The organism is Rhizobiaceae bacterium (genome assembly GCA_023953835.1).
Classification (GTDB): domain Bacteria; phylum Pseudomonadota; class Alphaproteobacteria; order Rhizobiales; family Rhizobiaceae; genus Mesorhizobium_G.
Map to the genome: position 1 here is coordinate 1,188,353 of JAMLJB010000001.1, position 22,193 is coordinate 1,210,545.

The 22,193-nt window shown below is 58.5% G+C and carries 17 protein-coding genes; 11 read left to right on the plus strand and 6 right to left on the minus strand.

Going from position 1 to position 22,193, the window contains the following annotated elements; translation table 11 throughout:
* Positions 1 to 28: 28 nt before the first annotated feature.
* Together M9924_05595 and M9924_05600 are read right to left on the minus strand one after the other, a co-directional pair.
* On the minus strand, positions 29 to 3,118 hold the full coding sequence (locus M9924_05595) for an efflux RND transporter permease subunit (protein ID MCO5063875.1): 3,090 nt from the start codon (positions 3,116 to 3,118) through the stop codon (positions 29 to 31).
* On the minus strand, positions 3,115 to 4,200 hold the full coding sequence (locus M9924_05600; GenBank protein ID MCO5063876.1) for an efflux RND transporter periplasmic adaptor subunit: 1,086 nt from the start codon (positions 4,198 to 4,200) through the stop codon (positions 3,115 to 3,117). The genes M9924_05595 and M9924_05600 overlap by 4 nt, the downstream gene beginning before the upstream one ends.
* A gap of 869 nt (positions 4,201 to 5,069) precedes the next feature.
* Here M9924_05600 and M9924_05605 point away from each other — a divergent pair.
* The 8 genes from M9924_05605 (at position 5,070) to M9924_05640 (ending at position 11,795) form a co-directional block, all read left to right on the plus strand.
* Positions 5,070 to 5,570, plus strand: coding sequence for a Na+/H+ antiporter subunit E (locus tag M9924_05605; GenBank protein ID MCO5063877.1), 501 nt, complete (start codon positions 5,070 to 5,072; stop codon positions 5,568 to 5,570).
* Positions 5,563 to 5,847, plus strand: coding sequence for a monovalent cation/H+ antiporter complex subunit F (locus M9924_05610; protein ID MCO5063878.1), 285 nt, complete (start codon positions 5,563 to 5,565; stop codon positions 5,845 to 5,847). The genes M9924_05605 and M9924_05610 overlap by 8 nt, the downstream gene beginning before the upstream one ends.
* A complete protein-coding gene (locus M9924_05615) occupies positions 5,837 to 6,127 on the plus strand; it encodes a monovalent cation/H(+) antiporter subunit G (protein MCO5063879.1) in 291 nt (96 codons plus the stop codon). The genes M9924_05610 and M9924_05615 overlap by 11 nt, the downstream gene beginning before the upstream one ends.
* Positions 6,124 to 7,056, plus strand: coding sequence for a DUF4040 domain-containing protein (locus M9924_05620; protein MCO5063880.1), 933 nt, complete (start codon positions 6,124 to 6,126; stop codon positions 7,054 to 7,056). The genes M9924_05615 and M9924_05620 overlap by 4 nt, the downstream gene beginning before the upstream one ends.
* A complete protein-coding gene (locus M9924_05625) occupies positions 7,053 to 7,361 on the plus strand; it encodes a cation:proton antiporter subunit C (GenBank protein ID MCO5063881.1) in 309 nt (102 codons plus the stop codon). The genes M9924_05620 and M9924_05625 overlap by 4 nt, the downstream gene beginning before the upstream one ends.
* 131 nt (positions 7,362 to 7,492) lie before the next feature.
* On the plus strand, positions 7,493 to 8,863 hold the full coding sequence (locus tag M9924_05630; protein MCO5063882.1) for an NADH-quinone oxidoreductase subunit J: 1,371 nt from the start codon (positions 7,493 to 7,495) through the stop codon (positions 8,861 to 8,863).
* On the plus strand, positions 8,860 to 10,491 hold the full coding sequence (locus tag M9924_05635) for a complex I subunit 5 family protein (GenBank protein ID MCO5063883.1): 1,632 nt from the start codon (positions 8,860 to 8,862) through the stop codon (positions 10,489 to 10,491). Before M9924_05630 ends, M9924_05635 begins: the two co-directional genes overlap by 4 nt.
* A gap of 152 nt (positions 10,492 to 10,643) precedes the next feature.
* Complete coding sequence (locus tag M9924_05640) at positions 10,644 to 11,795, plus strand: alpha/beta hydrolase (protein ID MCO5063884.1); 1,152 nt, start codon at positions 10,644 to 10,646, stop codon at positions 11,793 to 11,795.
* Positions 11,796 to 11,824: 29 nt separating this feature from the next.
* On the opposite strand, the gene M9924_05645 is transcribed toward M9924_05640, so the two are convergent.
* The 3 genes from M9924_05645 to M9924_05655 form a co-directional block, all read right to left on the minus strand.
* Positions 11,825 to 13,660, minus strand: coding sequence for an SLC13 family permease (locus M9924_05645; GenBank protein MCO5063885.1), 1,836 nt, complete (start codon positions 13,658 to 13,660; stop codon positions 11,825 to 11,827).
* A gap of 135 nt (positions 13,661 to 13,795) precedes the next feature.
* Entirely contained in the window at positions 13,796 to 15,004 is a 1,209-nt protein-coding gene (locus M9924_05650; GenBank protein ID MCO5063886.1) for a M20/M25/M40 family metallo-hydrolase, read from the minus strand.
* Between the two features lie 47 nt (positions 15,005 to 15,051).
* The gene (locus tag M9924_05655; protein MCO5063887.1) at positions 15,052 to 16,602 is read right to left on the minus strand and encodes an AbgT family transporter; all 1,551 of its coding nucleotides are present in this window, start codon (positions 16,600 to 16,602) and stop codon (positions 15,052 to 15,054) included.
* A 713-nt stretch (positions 16,603 to 17,315) separates the two neighbouring features.
* Between M9924_05655 and M9924_05660 the strand changes: the two genes are divergently transcribed.
* The 3 genes from M9924_05660 (at position 17,316) to M9924_05670 (ending at position 21,041) form a co-directional block, all read left to right on the plus strand.
* The gene (locus M9924_05660) at positions 17,316 to 18,839 is read left to right on the plus strand and encodes a hypothetical protein (protein MCO5063888.1); all 1,524 of its coding nucleotides are present in this window, start codon (positions 17,316 to 17,318) and stop codon (positions 18,837 to 18,839) included.
* 93 nt (positions 18,840 to 18,932) lie between these two features.
* Positions 18,933 to 20,546 (plus strand): alpha/beta-hydrolase family protein, encoded by a 1,614-nt coding sequence (locus M9924_05665; protein MCO5063889.1) that lies wholly within the window; start codon positions 18,933 to 18,935, stop codon positions 20,544 to 20,546.
* A gap of 42 nt (positions 20,547 to 20,588) precedes the next feature.
* Positions 20,589 to 21,041, plus strand: coding sequence for an META domain-containing protein (locus tag M9924_05670; protein ID MCO5063890.1), 453 nt, complete (start codon positions 20,589 to 20,591; stop codon positions 21,039 to 21,041).
* Between the two features lie 45 nt (positions 21,042 to 21,086).
* On the opposite strand, the gene M9924_05675 is transcribed toward M9924_05670, so the two are convergent.
* Positions 21,087 to 22,160, minus strand: a complete 1,074-nt coding sequence (locus M9924_05675) for a helix-turn-helix domain-containing protein (GenBank protein MCO5063891.1) — start codon at positions 22,158 to 22,160, stop codon at positions 21,087 to 21,089.
* Positions 22,161 to 22,193: the final 33 nt, after the last annotated feature.

Below are 22,193 nucleotides of genomic sequence, written 5' to 3' on the forward strand. Positions count from 1 at the left end.
CAAGCGTCGGCCGTCAGGCTTCCCGGCGTCAGGCGCTTCCTGCGATAAACTCATCCGCGTTCGATTTGTCTCGATCCTTACGCGGCTCTCGGTCGTAGATGGTTATGTAGAGAACCGGCAGAAGGATGAGCGTCAGGACCGTCGCGACGAGCAATCCACCCATGATCGCGAAAGCCATCGGCCCCCAGAACAGTGTCGGCGCGATCGGAATGAGACCCAGCACGGTCGACAGCGCCGTCAGCAGGATCGGACGCAAACGACCCGAGGCGGCAGCTATGGCCGCATCCCTGATGCCCAGGCCGCCTGCCCTTTCGTCGTTGATCTGGACGATCAGGATAACCGCATTCTTCGCAATCATGCCGATGAGCGCCAGTATGCCGAGAATGGCAACAAAGCCGAGTGGACGCCCGAAGAGAAGCAATGCGCCGACGACCCCGATCAGGCCCAGAGGCAGCAGCACCAATACCAGGAAGGTATTCGCGAAGCTTCGAAGCTGAACCATCAGGAGGGTGAGCATGATGAAAATCATGACCGGGATGACGGCGAACACTGCGGCCTGGCTTTCCGCGCTCGTTTCCGCCGTTCCGCCGAGTTCAATCGAATAGCCCGCCGGTAGAGTTGTGGCGAACGCATCTACCTTGTCCTCGACATCGGCAACGACCGCCTCGGGTGTTGTGCCGTCCCTCACATCAGCGAGAACGGTGAGCGTCGGCACCCGGTCACGACGCCAAATCAGGGGTTGCTCCTGTTCAAAGGAGAAATTGGCGAAAGTACTCATTGCCACCGTGCGCCCGCCGGGTATCGGAACCTGTAGCGAGGCCAGATTGTCCAGCGATATACGGTCCTGATAGGGCGCGCGCACCACGACATTGATGAGATATATACCGTCGCGAAGTTGCGTGACGGGTGCGCCGGAAACGGCGGATTGGAGAATCGCAGACAGGCTCTGGCTCGTCAGGCCCAGCCGTCGCGCCTGATCCTGATTGACTTCGATCTTCAACTGCCTCGCTGGCTCTATCCAATCAAAATGAACTCGGTCAGCGCCGGGATTGGTTGCGATAATGTCTGCCAGTTCCAGCGCCCTGTCCCGGACGATCTCGATATCAGGCCCGCTCAGGCGCCATTGGAGTGGCCAACCAATGGGCGGGCCCATTTCCAGCGGACTGACGCGACTGATCGCCTCAGGGAAGTTCTCGGAGAGGTATTTCTCAAGTTCGCGCTGCAGGCGAATACGAGCGTCGATGTCCTTCGCCATAACGACGAGTTGTGAGTGATTGTCGCTAGGCGGAAGGATAGCGAGCGGCAGATAGAAGCGGATAACGTTGCGGCCAACATAGCTGCTCCAGAAATTCACGTCCTCGCTTTTCCCGAGCCAGGCTTCAATGCGCTCGACAGCCGCCTCGCTGGCGAAAATGGAACTGGAGCGTGGCAACTGGAAATCGATCATCAATTCGTTGCGATCGGACGGTGGAAAAAACTGCCGATCGACACGTGACAGCCCAAGGACAGCCGCGACCATCACACAGACACTGATGCCGATTGTCAGCCACCGCGCACGAATGGCGGAGACGAGAAAACGGGAATATGTGCGCACCAGAAAGCTGTCCTCGCCGCTGGACGCACCGGGCTTTGGGGCTTTCAGGAGATATGAACTAATGATCGGCGTAAAGACGACAGCGACGAACCAAGACGCAATCAGGGCAATTGCGACCACCTGAAACAGCGAGATCGTGTATTCCCCGGCCTGGCTCTGCGCGAAGCCAATCGGAACAAAACCGGCAATGGTGATCAGCGTGCCCGTCAGCATTGGAGCCGCGAGCTTCGAGTATGCCGATTTGGAGGCATCAGTCATGGTCTGGCCATTGGCCAGTCCCCGGAGGGTGGCGTCGACCGTGGTCATCGCGTCGTCCACCAGAAGGGCAAGTGCGATAATCAACGCTCCAAGGGAAACCCGGTGCAGATCGATGCCCATCACCTGCATGACCAGGAACACAGTCGCAAGGGTAACGGGGATAGCGATGGCGACCACAGCGCCGGGCCGGACACCGAGCGTAAGGAAACTCACCACGAGGATGATGCCGACAGCCTGATAAAGCGAAGTCGTGAAATCGTTGATTGCGACATCAACGACGTCAGGTTGATTGGATACAAGAACCGTATCGATGCCTATTGGCAGGTTGGCCACAGACCTGTTGACCGATGCACTGACCTGCCGCCCCAATTCGAGGACGTCTCCACCTTCACGCATCGAGATGCCAAGTCCGATTGCCGGCTTGCCATTGACGCGATACATGGAAGATGGCGGCTCGACGAGCCCGCGCTTAACTTCGGCGACATCGCCAAGTCGGATCAGACGTCCGCCTGCGCTGATAGGCACATCCAGAATTTCCGATTCGTTCTCGAATGATCCTGAAACCCGCAGCGACAGGTTTTCGAGGCCGGTGTTGATAGTGCCCGAAGGACGTACAGCATTCTGCGCAGCGACCGCGGCGAAGACCTGACCGTAGTCGAGCCCCATGGCGGCCACCCGATCGGGCTGCAGTTCGATCGTTACTTCCTCGTTCTGTACACCAATGAATTCTATCTTTCCGATGGAAGGTACATCGCGGATCAGGTTCGAACGCACTTCATCGGCATAGTCGCGCAATTCGCGATGGGTAAAGCCGTCCGACGTGAAGCCATAGATGATGCCGAATACGTCGCCGAAATCATCATTGAAGAATGGACCGACGACACCCTGCGGAAGTGTATGACGGATATCCGCTACGCTGTTTCGGACCTGCTGCCAGACGCTGCCGACGTCGTCGGCGGGGAAAGCGCCGTCGAGATCAACATAGATAGTCACAACCCCCGGACGTGTGATCGACCTCAGGGAATCCAGTCCGGTCGTCTCCTGAAGCCTGCGTTCAAGCCGATCGGTGAGCTGGTTCTGCGTTTCTTCAAGAGTAGCGCCCGGCCAGACAGCCGTGACCAGCATCGTCTTGATCGTGAAAGTCGGATCTTCGTCGCGACCGAGACCGACAAACGCAAACGCGCCAGCTACGATCGCAACCAGCATGAAGTAGATTGTCAGAGATCGCGAGCTTATTGCCCAGCCTGAAAGGTTGGGCCCTATCATGATACGCCACCAGGCAAGCGAACTTCCTGACCGGGGCGAAGTGCCTGTACGCCGGCTGTAACGACCAACTCACCCACTTCAAGCCCATCGGATACCAGCACCGACGCCGGTGAGAAATCCGCGATATCGATCTTGCGGAGCGCGACCTTGTTAGTCGCAGGGTCAACAACCCAGACGGCCGGCGCGCCTTCCGTTCGGGTCAGTGCGCTGGCCGGGATTTCTATGCCGCCAACGCCTCCGAAATGCGCCTGACCGGTCACCGTCGAACCCAGTCGCATTTCGGCGGGAGGATCGATCAGGCCGACACGCACCTGGAATGTCCCTGTTGCAGCATCGGCGCGCGGAGCCACTTCTCGGATCCGCCCTTGCGCGGTGACACCCGGCGACATCGACAGAGCCACCAGAACTTCGGGATCGGGCGGACTATTCGCAATTGTTGCGGCAGGGACGTTGAAAACGGCATCCTTGCCTTCATCGCGTGCAATTTGCACGATCGGGCGGCCAGCAGCGGCAACCTCACCCGCCTCGACTCCGACTGCGGTGACCACGCCAAGGGAATCCGCGTAAAGAACTGTGTCCTCGAGCCGTCTGTGCACAATTCGAGCCTGCGCCTGCGCAGAGTCAACATGAGCCTGCGCCGAGTTGAGCGCCTGTTCGGCGCGATCAACCGCGGCGAGCGCAACGACTTGGCGCTCGTACAGCCGACGCTGCCGGTCATAGGTAAGTCGGGCCTCGGAAAGTTGGCTCTCAGCGGCGGTCAACGCGGCTTCGGCCGCGCGAAGTCCATTTTCCTCATCCGACGCGTCCAGACGCGCAATAATCTGGCCCGCCTTGACCGTGTCCCCGACATTGACCAGGCGCTCAATCACCCTGCCTCCGATACGGAAGCCAAGCCCGACCTCAACCTGGCTCTCTACCGTACCAGCCAGTTCAACGGTCTGCCCGCCCTTGTTCTCATCGATGACAACGACCCGAACCAGCCTGGGCGACGCCGCAGTTTCCTTTTTCTCGTCGGAGCATGCGGATAGCACCGCCGCCAACAACACGAGGCCGCATACCAGACTTCGACGGTTCTTAAGCATCGCACTCAACCCTTCGGTAGATGTTCGGTCTCAGGCATACGGTCGAAGCAGGTTGCACTTGCTATACCACCGGGCGCAGCCTCTTCACTACCCCAGCGCGAAGTCTGGAAGCCAACGCAATCCTGCATGGAGCCCAAGCGGCAATGGGCTCTATGTTCTTTGTTATTCGACATGCTGCGGCCGACCGACTTTCAGACTAGTGCACAATATACATAAGTACAGTTCACCTGTATCTAAAATATACTGTGATGTATACTTATACATTTCTTATCATCGACGAGCGATATTTCTGAATGCATTCCGTTCGATGGACGCAAAGCACCTCTGCTTGCTCGCGGCAGGCACTACGCACCAGTAGTATAGTGTCCCCATGGTTCCCTGCAATCGGCCTGGAATCCAGCATTTATGCATGGCATCCCAAATTCGGTGGCGAGGGAACTGACTGTACCATCTGGACGAAGGAATTTGAGGCTGGCGGAACTCCGGCGAGGTATTGAGCCTTGCCTCCAAGGGGAAATTGATCGATTCAAAGACCGCCGCCAAATCCAAGTAGAACCAACGTATTTTTAACCTCTACGCATCCCTTCCGTATACTTCTGCGCCTTCCTCTGGAAAATTCCGTGTATATTTTGACATATTTCTTGTTTTATCTACGCTACTTTAATTTCTATTGTGATGAATATCAAAATACGCTTGCCGGGCGCCGATAGCTATCGGATGGAACTTTTGCTTGCATGCACAACCCTGTGTAATCTAAATGAATTGCGATCGATCTGGTCAGGGCGAGAGGACGCTATGGTTCGAAGCGGCTTTCCGAGGCGGGCGTCAAATATGCGTATGAGCAGAAGAATCACCTGCCTGGGTGCTATATGAAAGAGCGCGCGGTCTTAGCAGTCGCTGCAGTTCGCGCCGTGGCGCTTTTTGCGTTCTGGCTCGCCCTTGCCAACTGGACCATCGCCGATGTTGTTGCCGGCGCCGTGGCTGCAGGGATCGCAAGTTGGGCGAGCATCCTCTTGCTGCCCCCCGCGCCACATTCGAGCAGGTCCTTTCTTGCTATTGCGCAAATTGCACTGTTCTTCTTGATTCAATCCTTTTTGGCCGGGCTGGATGTTGCGCGCCGCGCCCTCGATCCGCGCATGCCGCTGCAGCCCGGTTTCGTGACTTGTCCCATGAGCTTGCGCGGCGCAATGCCACGCTGTGCATTCCGGGCACTCATGAGTTTGCAACCGGGATCATTACCCGTGGAAGAACAGGCTGGCGGCGTGCTGCTGGTGCATTGCCTGAACAAGAACCAGCCTGTCTCGCAAAGTTTCGCCAGAGAGGAAATGTTGTTTGCGAAAGCGTTCGGGATAGAAACAGACCATGGCTGAGTTCCTTCTCTCGGTCGCGGTTTTCTTGCTCGTCGTGGTCGGCGCGGGTCTCCTGCGGCTGTTGCGAGGCCCATCGGCGGCGGACCGCATCATGGCGGTCCAGATGCTGGGGACCGGGGGTGGAGCGATTTGCCTGCTTCTGGCGGTCGCAACGCGGAACAGTGCTATTTTCGACGTTGCGCTGACGCTCGGCCTGCTGGCAGTCTCCGCGGTAGCGGCTCTCAGTCTTGCCGAACACTCGCGCACCGGCGGTGAAAGTGACGATCATGCTGGCTAGCGGATTTACCATCGTCGCGGTCGTGACCGGAGCCTTCTTTTTTCTCGCGGGCACGGCCGGTCTGTTGAGGTTTCCAGATTCACTTAGCCGACTTCACGCATTGACGAAGGCTGACAATCTTGGGCTGGGCTTGATCGCCCTTGGTCTCATGCCGCAGGTGGGCAACCTTCAAGATGGGCTGAAGCTGCTGTTCATCTGGGGCCTCGTGCAATGCGCCGCAGCTACCAGTAGCCAAATCATCGCGCGTATCGCTCATCGGCCTGACGGCAAGGATCAATGACACTGGCGCTGGACTTGATTCTGATCGTGCTGGTTCTAACGGTGGCGGTCGGGACGCTTGTTTCCCGCGATACCCGCTCGGCTGTGATTGCTTTCATCGGACTAGGCTTGCTTCTCGGGCTGGCGTGGGTCCGACTTTCATCGGTGGATGTCGCTCTGACAGAAGTTGCGATCGGGGGCGGAGCAACCGGCATATTGCTCCTGCGAGCTTGCGCGAGCGTCGGCTCCGCCAACCCCCGGCGCGAACGGCCGGGAACAGCAGTCCATGTCCTTGCCGCCCTGTTCTGCGCGGCCGTCTCGATAGCCATCGGCATGGCCGTCTTGGCGATGCCCGAGCCTCCGGGAACACTCGCCCCGCGAGTCGCGGAGCACATGTCCGCAAGCGGCCTCGGGAACCCTGTAACGGTTGTTCTTCTGGTCTACCGCGCCTTCGATACGCTGCTTGAAAAGGTGGTGGTCGTGCTGTCGCTCATCGGTGTCTGGTCGCTAGCTACAGATAGTTCCTGGGGTGGCGCCCCAGCGGATCTGAAGCAGGGTATCGCTGATGGACCGCTGGTCCTGCTCGCCCGCCTGTTGCCGCCAGTCGGCATCGTCCTTGGCATCTATCTCGTTTGGAATGGCGCGGATGAACCGGGTGGGACATTCCAGGGCGGCGCAGTGCTGGCGGGTATGTGGCTTTTGGTTCAGATGGCCAGGCTACGTCCCATGCCGCAGACCGGCTCGCTCACTGTTCGGCGGCTCATCGCGGTTGGGCCGGTGTCTTTCGTACTTGTCGGACTCTCCGGGTTTTTTATTGCGGACAGTTTCCTCGCCTACCCCGCTGGTTTCGCCAAACCGATCATCGTCGCAGTCGAGATCGCATTGACGATTTCGATCGCCGTCATCATCGGTCTGCTTGTCGCCGGTCCAGCGGCGCGAGCGCCAAAATGAGCCCCGCCCTGCTATTCGGCCTCTGTGCGGCAGCTTTGATTGGAATCGGCCTGTTTGGTCTGATTGTACAGCCGGACCCGCTGCGCAAGCTTCTGTCCTTCAATCTCATTGGGGCCGGCGTTTTCTTGCTTTTCGGCGTTGCTGGAAAACGTGGCGCCGCCGTCGGCTTCTCAAGCGATCCCGTACCTCAGGCATTGGTCATCACCGGCATTGTGGTTGCCTTTTCGGCCTCGGCACTGGCGGTCGCTCTGCTTGTTCGGCTTTCCGAAGCCCCGGACAGGGCCGACGAGGACGACGAAATATGACAGGCGCCGACAGTTCCGTAGGCGGCGCGCTTCTCGTGCTCATGATAATGACGCCCGTCACGGGTATTCTCATCATGGTTGGGCTGAGGCCGCGAAAGCCGGAACGGGTCGCGTTTGCCGTTTTGGCATTGATGCTTCTGCTGTCCTTCGCTGTTCTGGCGCTGGTGGTCCGCAACTACTCCGCCTTGGGTTACGATCTTGGCGGGTGGGCGCCGCCGCTCGGACTCAGGCTACGCGCAGATGGCATTTCCGCAGCCATGATGGTCATGACCGGTCTGATCTTGTGCCTTGTAGGGCTCTCCGCGAGGCCAGAGTTTCAAAGCTCCGAAACCGGCGGAGAAACCCGGAAGACACTTGTGTTCTGGGCTCTCTTTCTCGGTGTAGCGAGCGCCCTCAATCTCGTCTTCCTTGCGCAGGATCTCTTCAATCTTTTCGTCGCGCTGGAACTCCTGACATTCGCCGCGGTGCCGCTCGTCAGCCTCGACGGCCGGGCAAAGACGCTCAGTGCAGCGTTGCGCTATCTGTTGTTCGCGTTGGCAGGTTCCGTGCTTTACTTGCTCGGGGTTGTGCTGATCTACGCGAACTACGCGGCATTGGATTTGGGTACGTTGCACGGCCTGATCCGTAACGAGGCAGCGACATCGATTGCGGTCGCGCTGATGATTGCGGGACTTATGGCCAAGACGGCGGTGTTTCCGCTTCATATCTGGTTGCCGCCCGCGCATTCCGGTGCGCCGGCACCAGCGAGCGCCATCCTTTCGGCGCTGGTCATAAAGGCACCCTTCTTCATTATCTTGCGACTGTGGTTCGACATGCTGCCCATGAACAGCACAACGGCGGCGGGGCTACTGGCCGGAGCGGGGTCAGCCTCGATTCTTTTCTGCAGTGTTCTGGCCCTCCGGCAGAGTCGGCTGAAACTCATGATCGCCTATTCCACAGTCGCACAAGTCGGCTATCTATTCCTGGTCTTTCCGCTTCTGGGTGCCGATGGCCTCGCCCCGTGGGGCAGCATCGCCTGGAGTGGCAGCATCCTGCAGTTGATGTCTCACGCTTTCGCCAAAGCGGCAATGTTCGTCGCGGCCGGACTGATCGTCGAAGCCCTCGGGCATGATCGCATAGATGATCTTGCCGGCGCCGGAAAGGCCGCGCCACTCAGCGTTCTCGCCTTTGCCATCGCCGGCCTTTCGCTCATGGGCCTGCCGCCGAGCGGTGGCTTCGTCGCGAAGGTCATGTTGCTGAGCGGAGCGGTTTCCGTAGGTGAGTGGTGGATTGCGGTGACAATCCTGGTCGGCGGCGTGCTGGCCGCAGCCTATGTCTTTCGTGTGGTGGGCAAGACGACGGCGTCTCCGGGTGCCGATGTGCCGAACTTGATGATCCTGCCCCGCTCACGGGAAATCATCCCACTGATACTCGCGCTTTGCGCGGTCGCGATCGGTTTCATCCCGTTGCAGCCGCTCGATTTTCTCGACATCGGACGGTCAGTAGCAGGTGTCGGCCCATGACACTCGCCGGATTCCTGCTTGCCACCACCCTTGCGTTTCCACTGGTTCTGGCGCTCGCCTGTGTCAAACTTCGGACGCGTAGCGGGCTCTTGTCGATGCTTGCGCTCGCACCCTTGCCGGGGCTGTTGGCGGCATTCTTCGCCCCTGGCGGGGTGCTTGTATTCGCTCCCGCCCCAATGCGTCTCACGCTTTCACTGGATAGTCCGGGCGCAGTGCTTTTGGGCGGGGCGGCTTTTCTCTGGTTCTGCGCCGGCCTCTATGCCGGCCGCTATATGCGTGACGATCCCCGTATCAAGAGTTTCGCGATCGGCTGGCTGCTGACACTTGCCGGCAGCCTCGGCGTCTTTCTTGTCGCCGACCTCGCAAGCTTTTACCTGGTTTTTGCGCTGGTAAGCCTCTGCGCCTATCAGCTGGTTTGCCACGAAGGAACGCCCCGCGCGGCGCGAGCCAGCTTGGTCTATATGATCCTTGCGGTCGCTGGAGAAGCGTTCCTGCTGCTGGCCTTCGTCATGATGTCGACCATCACCCAGCAGGGAAACCCGCAGATCGCGGATGCGGTGGCCATGATATCCCGCTCTGAATGGCGAGATACGATAATCTGTCTCCTCGTTCTTGGCTTCGGCCTGAAGATGGGACTTTTCCCGCTCCATGTCTGGATGCCATTGGCCCACCCGGTCGCTCCGATGCCTGCCTCAGCCGTGCTCAGCGGAATCGTCGTCAAGGCCGGTGTCATTGGCCTCATACGTTTTCTGCCTTTCGATTCCGCGCTTGCCTCTTGGGGCACGGCGCTAATGACATTGGGATTTGTAACGACGTTCTACGCTGTCGCCGTGGGTATCGTACAGCGACACCCCAAGACGGTGCTGGCCTATTCCACGATCAGCCAGATGGGCTTCATTGCTGCAATACTGGGGGCCGGGGTAGCTGCGGGAGACATTGCCGCCGTTCCGCTGGCCGCCTTCTACGCTTTGCATCACATGCTTGCGAAAGGCGCCCTGTTTCTCGGCGTCGGCGTCGTCGGAGGCATGCGGAGGCAGCGATTGCCAGTGGTGCTTGTGGTCTGCGCGGTGCTCTCCCTCAGCCTTGCTGGACTACCGTTCACGAGCGGTGCGCTGGCGAAGTTTGCCGCCAAGGAACTTTTTGGTTATGGACTCGCCAGCACCTTGGCGACATTTTCCGCTGTTGGCAGCGCTCTGCTAATGGTGCATTTCATGCAATTGTTGTCAGCCCATGGCAAATCCGAAGCCGACAAAAAGCCGGAGCGCGGTTTGGTTCTGCCGTGGTCTCTTGTCGCTTGCGCCTCAATTATCGCGCCCTTTATGTTGTTTGAACCGGTGACGGGCTACCGATTGATGGCTGCTTTCACTCCGTCCGCTCTCTGGAAGTCGGTCTTCCCGATCCTTCTCGGCGCAGCTTTCGCCTTGCTTGTGAGACGCTATGGTAGGCATTTGCCAGCGATACCAGAGGGCGACATAGTGGTTATCGCAGATGCCGCCGTTCCCACATTTGTTCGTTTCAGCGACGGACTCGTTCGCGCTGACGTGTATTTGCGACGCTGGCCCATAGCCGGCATGCTTCTCGTCGGTATCGCGCTAGCCCTTGGTTTGGCGCTGGGACGGATTTCATGATCCGCAGAGCCAAGCGGTTATTCTTCGCCATCAGCGCGAGCGTATCGCGACGGCTCCGCCGCCTGAAACCATCGGACCTGTGTCAGCGACGCTTCTGTATTGCGCTTTCATTGGCAATCCTGCTCGCGGGTTGCGCCTCCAGGCCGACCGGAGTGCTCGGCGTGTACAATGCAACTGCACCCGGCACGACGAAGGTCGATATGCTGGTGGCGACCACACGGGCGCCCTCCGACACTCCCGGCATCGTCTATTCAGGCGAGCGCGGAACGGGAATTTCGCTTACGTCTTTCGCGATTTCCATTCCGCCTGACCAGAATCGGCAGGTGGGTCAGGTGCAGTGGCCAACCCGGCTGCCCCCCGACCCGTCGCGCGATTTCACGACGATTGGTGTTACTCCGCTAACCGGAGCAGCCGAGGCTCGCGGCTGGCTGAAGAAGCACTTGCCGAAGAGCCGCCGCGTACTGATCTTCGTTCATGGTTTCAACAACGGGTTCGAGGACGCAGTTTATCGATTTGCCCAGATCGCACACGATTCACATGCGGATGCGGCACCCGTTCTGTTCACCTGGCCATCGCGCGGCAGTGTCTTCGCCTATGGGTTTGACCGCGAAAGTGCAAATTTCTCACGCGATGCGTTCGAAGAAACGGTCTGGAGGATTGCGCAGGATCCGACGGTGAGCGACGTCACCATAATGGGGCATTCCATGGGCGCATGGCTGGTGATGGAAAGCTTGCGGCAGTTAGCAATACGCCACGGAAAGTTGCCCGACAGCATCCACAACGTCATCCTGGCTTCTCCCGACATCGACGTCGATGTGTTCAGGACACAGTGGCAGGCTTTGAACAGCCCGGCGGTTCGCTTCACGGTATTCGTTTCGCAAGCGGATCGGGCTCTGGCGCTGTCGCGCCGGCTTGCTGGCAGGATCGACCGGCTTGGTCAAATCGATGTCAATTCTGCCGCCAACTACGCGCCACTGGAAAAAGCCGGCATCGTCATAATCAGCCTCAGCGGTCTGCGCGTCGGGGACTCTCTGAACCATAGCAAGTTCGCCGAATCCCCGGAAGTCGTCCGGCTTATTGGCACGCGATTGGTGGCCGGGCAGGTCATAGACGATTCAGACCCCAGCCTCGGCGAGCGGATCGGCATTGCCGCCATGGGCGTCGGTTCGGCGGTCGGCGGGGCAACTGGCGCGGTCATCACCGCGCCGATCGTGGTGCTCGATCCGAATTCGCGCCGAACTTATAACGAGCAGGTGAACCAGGTCGGTAGTGCAGCTGCAAGCGTAATGGAGCCACTTGAATAGAAAGGCTGCCTGCGCCTGCTGTTTTGGCTTCAGAACTGCCATATCATGGGTACAAGAAACACAGAGACCACGAAGAACCAGATCATAAGAGGCAGGCCAAGCTTCCAGTAATCGCTGAAAGCATAGCCACCGGGTCCCATAACCATCAGGTTCGTCGGGGTCGCGATTGGGGTGAGGAAAGCTGCCGCCGCCGCGACTGCCGTGCTCATCAGCACCGGTCGGGGCGAGATGCCCATGTTCATCGCTGCTGCGACGCCGATTGGGATGATAATCAATGCAGTGGCCGTATTGCTGATCAGTTGTCCCATGATAGCGGTCAGGACGAACAGGCCGGCCAGTAGAGCCAGGGGCCCCGCATCGCCGACGAGCGCAACAAGACGTTCCGCCATTAGCTGCGCTGCACCGGTTTCCACCATGGCGGTCGACAGTGGCATCATGGCGCCGACCAGGATCACTGTCGTCCAGCCTATTGCGCGATACGATTGCTCTACGCTGAGGATGCCGGACAGAATGATCGCGCCGGCGGCGAGCAAGCCGGCGACAGCCGACGGCACCCAACCCGTGGCGAGCAGCAGTACCATGCCGAGCAGGATGACAATGGCCTGACGCGCGCCCGGTCCCATTGGGACTGCCTGACGCCGGACAAGTTCGGGCGAACTCACAACGAGGACGTTCGGATCATCCAGATTGATGTCCAGCGCCTTCCACGTTCCTTGCAGAAGCATGGTGTCTCCGGTTTGCAGCACAATGCCTCCCGAACTACCGGCCTTGTCTGCGAGAACTTCATTGCCGGCGCGCTGGACGGCCAAAATGATGAGATCCCCGCTTTCCGTAACCATGCCAGGAAAAACCTTCTGTCCAACGAGCCCAGAGCGCGGCGGTATGACCACTTCGGCGAGACCTGAGCGGCGGTTGAACAATGTCTCCTCGCCTTTTCCCGCAACGGCTTCCTCATCGCGGAAGGAGAGATGCATTTCTGCGGCGAAGGCCGCTGCCGTTTCCGCATCGCCGCGCAGCAGCAAATGGTCACCTTCCGCGATCTGCTTGCGACGCAAGGGGCTGGCGGTGTCGCCCTCCTGGATTGCAACGAGGTTGAGCCCCTGCACGCTTGTCAGATCAATCGACTCCGGCGTCGCGCCGACCAATGGCGAGGTTGCTCGCACTCTCGCCTGATAGACGCCACTCGCCAAACCATATTGCTCGACCAATGTCTTGGCGTGACGGCTAAAGTCGGCGGGCATGGTTGCGCCGTTACGCTCAGGAAGCAGACGCTGTCCGAAAAGAACAATGATCGCTATTGTGCCGACAAGCAGCGGAACACCGACAAGGGCAAATTCGAAGAAACTGAATCCCGCTACGCCCGCGTCAACCGCGGCTTCGGAAACCAACACGTTGACCGGGGTGCCGGTCAACGCAAGCATCGAACCCGCATGCGCGGCAAATACCAGTGGCATAAGGAGTTGCGACGAGTTCCGTCTAAGCCTCACCGCTATCACGACAACCACCGGAAGAAGAGCGGCGACTGCACCATTGACGCTGATGAGCGCGGTTAGCAGCGCCACCAGCAACATCGTCAAGACCAGCAGCCGTGTCCGGCTCTCCTCTCCCGCGCCACGGATCAATAACTGCCCTGCCCATGCAGTCACGCCAGTGACCTCCAGCGCGGTACTGACGACGAAAAGCGACGCGATAAAAATGACTGCCGGATCACCAAAACCACTGAGCGCCTGGCCAATCGTCAGCACACCGCTTGCCCAAAGCGCCAGCGCGACGCCCATGGCCACTATTACCACCGGAATCTTGTTCCAGACGAACAGGACAACCGCAACGGCGATGATCAGGGCAATATAGGTAATTGGGCTCAAGCGCTTGGTTCCTTCCTTGTCCGGTTACCAATCGTCCGCATGAAGCAACTAGTCCGGCATACGACGCGAATATGCAACATGCATCAAGTCCAGCGCGGCGCGCTGGACTTGATGCATGGGGAAACAGCCGGCGCGCTATTGTTCCAGCGTCGCCATCAGTATGCCGAGGCGGCATCCTTTTTCGTATTCGGTCAAGTTCACGTATTCCTTGATCGTATGGATCTCGGCCTGACCGGCGCCAATGGTGATCGTGGGTATGCCATGCTTGTCGAGCCAGTTGGCGTCGAGACCACCATTCGAGAAGAGGGTCTTCGGCTCGATGCCCAAAATGCCCAGCGCCTCGATCGCCCGTTCCACGACTGGACTCTTTTCGTCGAGCTTGAAGGGAGGGTAGGACGTGACGTAGCTGAACTTGACCTCGGCCGTATCGCCTTCGTGATCAGTGATCTCGGCCTTCGCCTTGGCAAAAGCCTGCTCGTAACCAATAGCTATGGCCTTCGCAAAAGATGCCTCGGGGCTGCGCGCCTCACCCTTCAGGTAGGCATAGTCGGTGACAACGTTGGTGGCATCGCCTGCCGGCTTGCCATCCTTGCCGCCGAAGATACCAATATTGCTTGTGCCGCGGCCCTCTTTCTTGACGATCTTCCCGAACCAGCCGGCTTTTCTCGCTTCGACCAGTCCGAGAGCACCTACCATGGTGGCAGAAATTCCCTTGTCGGGTGCCACGCCGGCATGCGAGGCGCGACCGGTGATCTCGACCTCCCAGTTCTCCTGACCGACAGCGCCAATAATCAATTCGGACGCCAACTGGCCGTCGACGTTGATGCACATCACCGGCCCACCAAGCTCAGCGGGGTTCAGTTCACGCGCGCCATGCAGACCGCTCTCCTCCCGAACGGTAAAGAGCAATGTGATCGGAGGGTGCGGAAGTTTGTTCTTGATAAGTGTCTCGGCGACCACGACGAGAAGCGCCACACCTGTGCGCGCGTCGCCGCCAAGCGCAGTCGTGCCGTCGGAAACAATTCGGTCACCTTCACGCCTCGGCTTGGCGCCGGCGCAAAGAGGCACCGTGTCGAGATGGGTTGAAAAGAGCAGGCGAGGACCGGGCCGGGTTCCCGGAATATCGACGATCAGATTACCCGTCTCGGTCGGCAGCGGGATGCGCTTGTTGGCATCGTCGAAGCGTATGGCCGATGCCGGTACGCCGACTTTCTTCAAGGCATCACTCACGGCCGCCGCAATGTTTGCTTCCTGGCCCGTGACACCTTCAACCGACAGGAAGTTCATGAGGTGATCTATAGCGGCCGGGACATCGAGGGGAACAGAAGTGCTCATAATATCCATCCGATCTATTGTTCTATTGGGATTTCGCGATGCAATGTCCGACGGGCTTATAAGCCCCACGGCAAGCCGAGCGACTGCCAGATAGCAAAGAGCGCGGTCCACAGGACGAACATCCAGATCACATAGGGCAGCATAAGCGATACAATCGTGCCGACACCTGCCGATGTGTCATATTTCTGCGCAAAACCAACCACGAGCGCGAAGTAGGCGTTGAGTGGCGTGATCGCGTTCATTGGTGAATCGCCGACGCGATAGGCGGCCAGCACGGCTTCCGGTTCGACCCCCAGCTTCATCAACAAAGGCACGAAGACCGGTGCGAAAATCGCCCATTTGGCGATGGCGCCAGTCAACAAGAGATCGATGATCGCCACGACGACGATGAAGCCGAGCAGCAGCGGCAGAGCTCCGATATTCGCGGCCTGCAGGATGCCGGACAGGCTCAGGGCCATAACGGTGCCCATATTGGTGTAGGTAAAATAGGCGACAAACTGGCTGAGCACGAAGAACAGGAAGATCGTGCCGCCGAGGCTCTTGATGGATTTCTCGATCGCGGCGATGACCTCGGAGAGCGTCCGCAACGTTCCTGCACCGATGCCGTAGGCCCAACCTGTGGTGAGGAAGATCAGCATGATCAATGCAATCAGACCATTCATGAAGGGCGAATTGCCGATCAACTCGCCCGTGGTCGGATTGCGCAGCGGTGCTCCCGAGGGCAAGGTCAGAAAGCCGAATATGACGATCAAGCCAATGAGGCCGTACAGCGCGTAGCGCAAACCGCGCGATTCCGCCTCGCCGAGGGGCGCACTCTGATCTTCAACAGCGCCTGGCGCTGACTTGCTCGGATCGAACTTTCCAAGCCGCGGTTCGATCATGCGGTCAGTGATGAACGCGATAATAACGGTGAGGAACAGCACCGATGCGATCGAAAACCAGATATTCGACGCGAGGCCGATCGTCCGGTTAGGGTCCACCAGCGCCGCTGCGTCGTTGGTGAATTCAACAAGCACCGCGTCAAGCGGCTTGATCAGCATGTTTACTGTAAACGCGCCGGCGACCGCAGCAAATCCCAACGCCAGACCAGCAAGTGGATGGCGGCCGACCGCCAGGTAGGCAATGCCGGCAAGAGGAATAAGCACGAGATAGCCCGCATCCGCCGCGATCGATGCGAGGATGCCCACGAAGGCCAAAATGTAGGTCAGCGCCCAACCCGGAGAAACGATCACAAGTTTGCGGATCAGTGAAGTCACCAAGCCGGACTCTTCCGCAACACCAGCGCCGATCATCGCCACAATCATCAAGCCGACGGCAGTGAAGCCCATGAAGTTTGGAATGAGCGAAGAATAGATGAAGCGGATGCCTTCGATGTTCATCAAGCTTCGTATTTCGGTCGTCGCGGTTTCTATCTCGTGCGTGTCCGGGTTGATGCGCTCAAAACTGACTGCTGCCCCGAACATGCTCAGGATGCCGGAGAGAACAATGACGATAGCGATCAGGATCAGAAAGATGATGACCGGGTGCGGCACCATGTTTCCGACCCTCTCGACGCCGTCGAGAAACTTCTGCATCACTGTTTTCGGAGGCGCCGCGGTAGTGGCCATCGTGCTTATCCCTCAATCAAGCGGTGACAAGCCTTAATTCGCCTCGCGGTGAAACCAATGTTTCATCGACGAGACGTACGAGCCGTCAGGCCTGCAAATTTAATTTGCTGTGTCAAAGAGTCATGAGTGTAGAATCCATAACGTTGACCTGATGTCCCGAATTTGATCGAAGTTTTTCGCAGGAAACACATGGCAAACGGCCGAGAATCATCCTCGGAGCATGCGTGCGGCGCGGTTTTTGGGACGAACGGCGCAGGCTTTGGATTTTTCGCTCATTCCCAGCCTACAAATTGCCGATAGGGTCCTGTGCCCGCTCAGGACGTTTGAACGAGCGAGCTTTGTCATGCAACTTCGGGTGCCGACCCAGATGTGATCGCAATGGCCTTTGAAACAGCAACAAGCAGCTCAAATATAGGCTCAGATTTGGATCCAACATTTCCGACGGGATCCCGGTCAGGTGAAAGCGCCGCCCTTGAACGCATTCCGGGTCCTGCCTCGATATGATTGTTGAATCAGGAAACGTTTTCAACGCGGAGGGCGAATCGTGGCCGGAGCCGACGCGGCGCCTTGAAGACTTCCAGCCTCTGCTGCCTGCGGAATCGACGATCATTGCCCATCTGCTCAGCGGCAAGTTCGATCGGCTCGGTGACGGGTCACTCCCAAAGGAAGCAGACCCCGACCGGGTCGTTCGCGCATCATTCCTCCGTTTCCTCATGCTTGGTGGCGAAGAGGGATGCAGACCTCATGAAAAAGGAATCAGAGTCGGCGGCGCATGGATCAAGGACGTGCTTGATCTCGAAGCTTGCCGAGTGTCTCGCGACATCGGCTTGAACAACTGCCATTTCGAGGAGGCGCCCATCCTCCGAGCGGCAATCATCAATCGCCTGTTCTTGAATGGATCTTCTTTTCCCGGCCTTCAGGCAGAACGGCTCGAAGTGCGAGGAGGAATCTATCTGCGTGGAGCCAGGGTCGACGGTACAGTGGTCCTCGCGCAATCTCGACTGGGTGGAAACCTCGAATGTGACGGCGCGACGATCCGGGCACAGGACCACGCTATCGATGCCGAACGTATCGAGGTGCGTAGCGTGCTGGTCCGGCGCGCGCGCCTGCAGGGCGGAATCAACCTGCATGGCGCGCAATTGGCCGCTGACTTCGATGGCAGCGGATCGACCATCTCCTTTCCAGAGGGTGTGGCAATCGACTTCGAAAAGAGTGAAAATCGAGGCAGCCTTACGGTGCGAGGCGCGGAAGTCGACGGCGAAATCCGGTTGGTCGCATCCCTGATCGAGGGAGATTTCGACTGCACCGACGCTGTTCTCTCCAATCCTGGAAAGAGTGCTCTGGATATGAGCCGCACTGTTATCAAAGGCGCGTTTTTCCTGCATGGCAAGGCGCGGGTCGACGGCGTTCTGGCGATGACTGGAGCATCGATTGATACAATCCACGACAGTTCCCCCTGCTGGCCGAAGGCAGGAGACCTGCTTCTGAACCGGTGTCTCTATCGCGCCTTCATCGACAGCCCCGTCGATGCCGGGAGCAGGCTCGATTGGCTGGCGCGGCAGGATCCTGAACGCTGGGGCGAAGACTTCTGGCCTCAGCCCTATGAGCAGCTTGGGCTGGTCTTTCGGGAAATGGGGCACATCGAAGACTCACGTGCGGTCTTGATCGTCAAGGAACGCCGACAACGGCGCGCACGCAGGGCGCGCGCGAAGAACCGCCTGTGGTGGGCAATCCTTGCCGTTCAGGATGGCATTCTGGCGGTGACGGTTGCCTATGGACGCCAACCCTTGCTGGCATTGGCCTGGTTGCTTCTGTTCTGGGCTGTCGGGGTCGGAGTTTTCTGGAACGCGGATCGTCTCGGCGCCCTCAAGCCAAACAGCGCAGTCGTCCTTCGCTCGCCAGAATGGACTCTTTGCGGCATCAACACGTCTGAAGAACAGTTCCTGATTGCCCCCCAAACCACGATGGATGGTCGTGCAAAGCCGGGACAGACGCAACTTTCTTGCTTTCGTGACCAGTTCGAAGCAGCAAGCTATCCGCAGTTCAATCCCTGGATGTATTCGCTGGACACGCTCCTGCCTGTACTGGAAATGGGTCAGAAAGAGTATTGGCGCCCCAATCCACCCGAACCAGGCGGAGCGTTTACTATTGCCTATTTCTATTTTCAGTCCATCGTGGGTTGGGCGCTCAGCCTTCTGGCTGTCGCCGGTTTCTCCGGACTGGTCAAATCTCCCTGACACCAAAAGTCGGCTCCCAATCCGGCGTCGACGTTGCTGATGTGTGGTCCCGTGCGAAAGTTGATAGATTCTCTTGTAACAGCCGGAATATTAGTGGGGACGCTATCCTTCGCGGCGTCTCTCACACCCAGTCTGATCCCGCGATCCTATCTTATACAGGGCGTTCTGTCCGGGCTATCGGCAGGGATCGGATACGGGCTCGGCGTCCTCGGCTATTGGTTTTGGACGTATCTCGAATTGCCGCAGTTGCAGGGTCGGGCGCAGACGCTCGTGCGTCGCGCGATATGCGCAGCCTGCGCCGTAGCAGCCATCATCTTCCTATGGAAAACGACGGACTGGCAGAATTCGATTCGCGTGCTGATGAGTATGGCGCCACTTGACACGGGCAACCCGTTCAAAATCGGCGCTATCGCCGCTTTCGTCTTCGCTGTTCTCATGGGACTGGCGCGGCTCTTCAAACACACGTACCGGATGTTCTCGCGGTGGCTCGACAGATATGTGCCAAAGCGCGTTTCGAAGCTTGTGGGTGGTTTGCTCGCAATCATCGTTTTCTGGTCGGCAGTGGAAGGCCTGGTTTTCAGGCTGACGCTTCGCATCCTCGACTCGTCTTTCCAGGAGATGGATGCACTCATCGAGGACGACCTCGCAAGGCCCGAAACCTCACTCAAGACCGGTAGCCCTGCATCGCTGCTGGCGTGGGATGATCTCGGACGGCAGGGCCGCCATTTCGTCAGTTCCGCTCCGACCGGCGCGCAAATCGGTGCATTCTTCAATACGACAGCCATGGACCCGATACGGGTCTACGTCGGAATGAATTCCTCCGATACGACCGATGGCCGCGCAAAGCTCGCGCTGGAGGAACTGAAGCGAACGGGCGCGTTCTCCCGCTCTATTCTTATCATAGCTATGCCGACCGGAACCGGTTGGGTCGATCCGGCAGCACAGGATCCAGTCGAGTTCCTCCACAAGGGCGACGTTGCCACCGTCTCTATGCAATATTCCTATCTTGCAAGCTGGCTGTCCCTGCTTGTCGAACCCGAATATGGCGCTGAGGCCGGCAAGGCCCTCTTTCGGGAAGTTTACGGATATTGGTCGTCACTTCCGCGCGACAGTCGCCCGAAACTCTATCTTCAAGGTCTCAGCCTCGGAGCCATGAATTCGGAGCTTTCGTTTAGTCCGTTCGACGTCGTCACCGATTCTTTTCAAGGCGCACTCTGGAGCGGTCCACCCTTCCCCAGCCCAATCTGGAGATCCGCAACGGATGCGCGAAATGCCGGATCTCCCGAATGGCTCCCCGTTTTTCGCGATGGTTCGGCGTTCCGCTTTACCACCCAGACCAATGCCCTTGATCTGCAGGGCGCAGGCTGGGGACCGGTTCGCATCGTCTATCTCCAATATGCGAGCGATCCGATCACATTTTTCGAGTCCGGGACGCTCTATCGCGAGCCCGACTGGATGAAGACGCCGCGAGGGCCTGATGTTTCGCAAAAGGTACGGTGGTATCCACTGATTACGATGTTGCAGCTTGCCGTCGACATGGCGATCGCGACCACCACGCCGATGGGCTACGGCCACGTCTTTGCGCCGCAACACTATATCGATGCCTGGATGGCAGTTACCAATCCGCCCGGTATCAGGCCCGAAGATGTGGAGCGGTTGAAAGCTTTTTTCATCGAAAGGGGTGAGACACAATCGATCAGCGGATAGCTTCCGCACCGCCGATGGACGCTCAATGTTGGGAACGAAGCAATGAAAATATCGATAGCTCTTGCAGCAGCATGTCTTGGAATGCCGGCAGCCGGCACCTCAAACTATGCTCACTCCGTCCCGTTCGTTCTGGTGCAGACCGACGGCGAAGCTGTGCAGAGCGCTCCTTTGGAAGGAAGCGAGTGGCGGGTACAGGAACTCGACGGCAAGAAGGTTGTTGAGGGCGTGGTGTCGACGCTGGCATTCAGCGAGGGAGGGGTGGTGAGCGGGAGCGGCGGCTGCAACAGATTTCGCGGGAGCGTCAAGATCAACGGAACTGCGATGAAGTTCAGTCCGCTGGCTACGACAATGATGGCCTGCGAAGAGGAAAAATCCAGGCAGGAAGCGCATTTCCATGCCGCTTTGGAGAAAACTGCCTCCTATTCACTGCAGGATGGACAATTGAAACTGATCGACGCGACAGGTAACGCGGTTGCGCGTCTCGAGAAACTTTGAACGGCGCTTCAACTCTTGCAGAGAAAGTTGCTGGAACTGGAGAGCTCAGCCTCCGCTTACGATGCGCAGAAGCTCGTACAGCGTTGAAGGCTGGTCTGCGCGAAGATGGGATTCCCGTGCGATGACAAGTCCATCGCTGGCCCATGCGATATCCCGCGCTTCCTTGGGCGAAATTCCGAACTCGTTGCGAAAGGTCCGGCTGTATGCCGAAGCATCCAGGAAGCCCCATTGCTCCGCAATACGGGCGATCGATCTGCCATCAGCTATGTCCGAGAGCGCATCGCGCGTTCGCAGCAACCGCCGCTTGCGTATGTAGGAGGCAACTCCACCGAGCGGCTCAAAGAGCCGGTAGAGGCGTGACCGCGAGGTGCCGAGTGATGCGCATAGCATCTCCGGCGAAAGCTCATGATCCGTCAACCTGCTGTCTATCAGGCGACGGGCACGCGCCAGCAGCGTCGCATCAATCGGGGACTTGGCCTCGGTCAAGCGGTCTTGCGAAGGTGACAGACAGGCGGCAACGATACTGCGTGTGGCCGCAACGATGTTGGGCATCTCTGTCGCGCGCAATTCTTCGAGCGACCGATTCAGGATGAATAGATAGTCTGCCAGAAGCTTGCCCATCCCTCCGTCGATCCTGAAGTCCAGCATTCGGTATAAATTGGTCGAGGAGGTGAACAGATCGTGCGGAATGAAGAGCGTAACTATCCCGTCAACATCAATTTGCGTGTCAAATGGCGTTCCCAGGCAATGAAGTTCGGGAAAGGCTGCTCCTTCTTCTGAAAAATTGCCACCATTCAGTGCCCTGAATGGAAGATCGATATACCAGTGGTCGAGCACACTTTTCTTCAAGTGTTTCCTGCGATGCGGGCGGTCTTTTCCGGGAAGTTCGGTTCGCATGAACGCCAGACAGTCAAGGTTCCAGACCTTCTGGCTAGCAGCAAATGGTTCTCTTTCACGTGCCTGGCAAGATAAGTCCATGACCCCTTGAAAGGCAGAGCGAAACGCCTGGAATTGCTCTTGAGGCAAGAGGTCGTCGGTCGAAAAGTCCAAAGACCGGTGATACTGGTCCCTGCTGCGCTCAAGCTTGTAGAACGATTGAAGCGTAGACACCTGATACATTAGAAAGGTCCCGGACTACATCTGTATCGAACT

Excerpts from the sequence above, each read along its gene's own strand:
- M9924_05595 (MCO5063875.1), bottom strand. The coding sequence starts at position 3,118 with ATGATAGGGCCCAACCTTTCAGGCTGGGCAATAAGCTCGCGATCTCTG.
- M9924_05600 (MCO5063876.1), bottom strand. The coding sequence starts at position 4,200 with ATGCTTAAGAACCGTCGAAGTCTGGTATGCGGCCTCGTGTTGTTGGCG.
- M9924_05605 (MCO5063877.1), top strand. The coding sequence starts at position 5,070 with ATGAAAGAGCGCGCGGTCTTAGCAGTCGCTGCAGTTCGCGCCGTGGCG.
- M9924_05610 (MCO5063878.1), top strand. The coding sequence starts at position 5,563 with ATGGCTGAGTTCCTTCTCTCGGTCGCGGTTTTCTTGCTCGTCGTGGTC.
- M9924_05615 (MCO5063879.1), top strand. The coding sequence starts at position 5,837 with ATGCTGGCTAGCGGATTTACCATCGTCGCGGTCGTGACCGGAGCCTTC.
- M9924_05620 (MCO5063880.1), top strand. The coding sequence starts at position 6,124 with ATGACACTGGCGCTGGACTTGATTCTGATCGTGCTGGTTCTAACGGTG.
- M9924_05625 (MCO5063881.1), top strand. The coding sequence starts at position 7,053 with ATGAGCCCCGCCCTGCTATTCGGCCTCTGTGCGGCAGCTTTGATTGGA.
- M9924_05630 (MCO5063882.1), top strand. The coding sequence starts at position 7,493 with ATGCTTCTGCTGTCCTTCGCTGTTCTGGCGCTGGTGGTCCGCAACTAC.
- M9924_05635 (MCO5063883.1), top strand. The coding sequence starts at position 8,860 with ATGACACTCGCCGGATTCCTGCTTGCCACCACCCTTGCGTTTCCACTG.
- M9924_05650 (MCO5063886.1), bottom strand. The coding sequence starts at position 15,004 with ATGGATATTATGAGCACTTCTGTTCCCCTCGATGTCCCGGCCGCTATA.
- M9924_05655 (MCO5063887.1), bottom strand. The coding sequence starts at position 16,602 with ATGGCCACTACCGCGGCGCCTCCGAAAACAGTGATGCAGAAGTTTCTC.
- M9924_05660 (MCO5063888.1), top strand. The coding sequence starts at position 17,316 with ATGCTTGGTGGCGAAGAGGGATGCAGACCTCATGAAAAAGGAATCAGA.
- M9924_05670 (MCO5063890.1), top strand. The coding sequence starts at position 20,589 with ATGAAAATATCGATAGCTCTTGCAGCAGCATGTCTTGGAATGCCGGCA.
- M9924_05675 (MCO5063891.1), bottom strand. The coding sequence starts at position 22,160 with ATGTATCAGGTGTCTACGCTTCAATCGTTCTACAAGCTTGAGCGCAGC.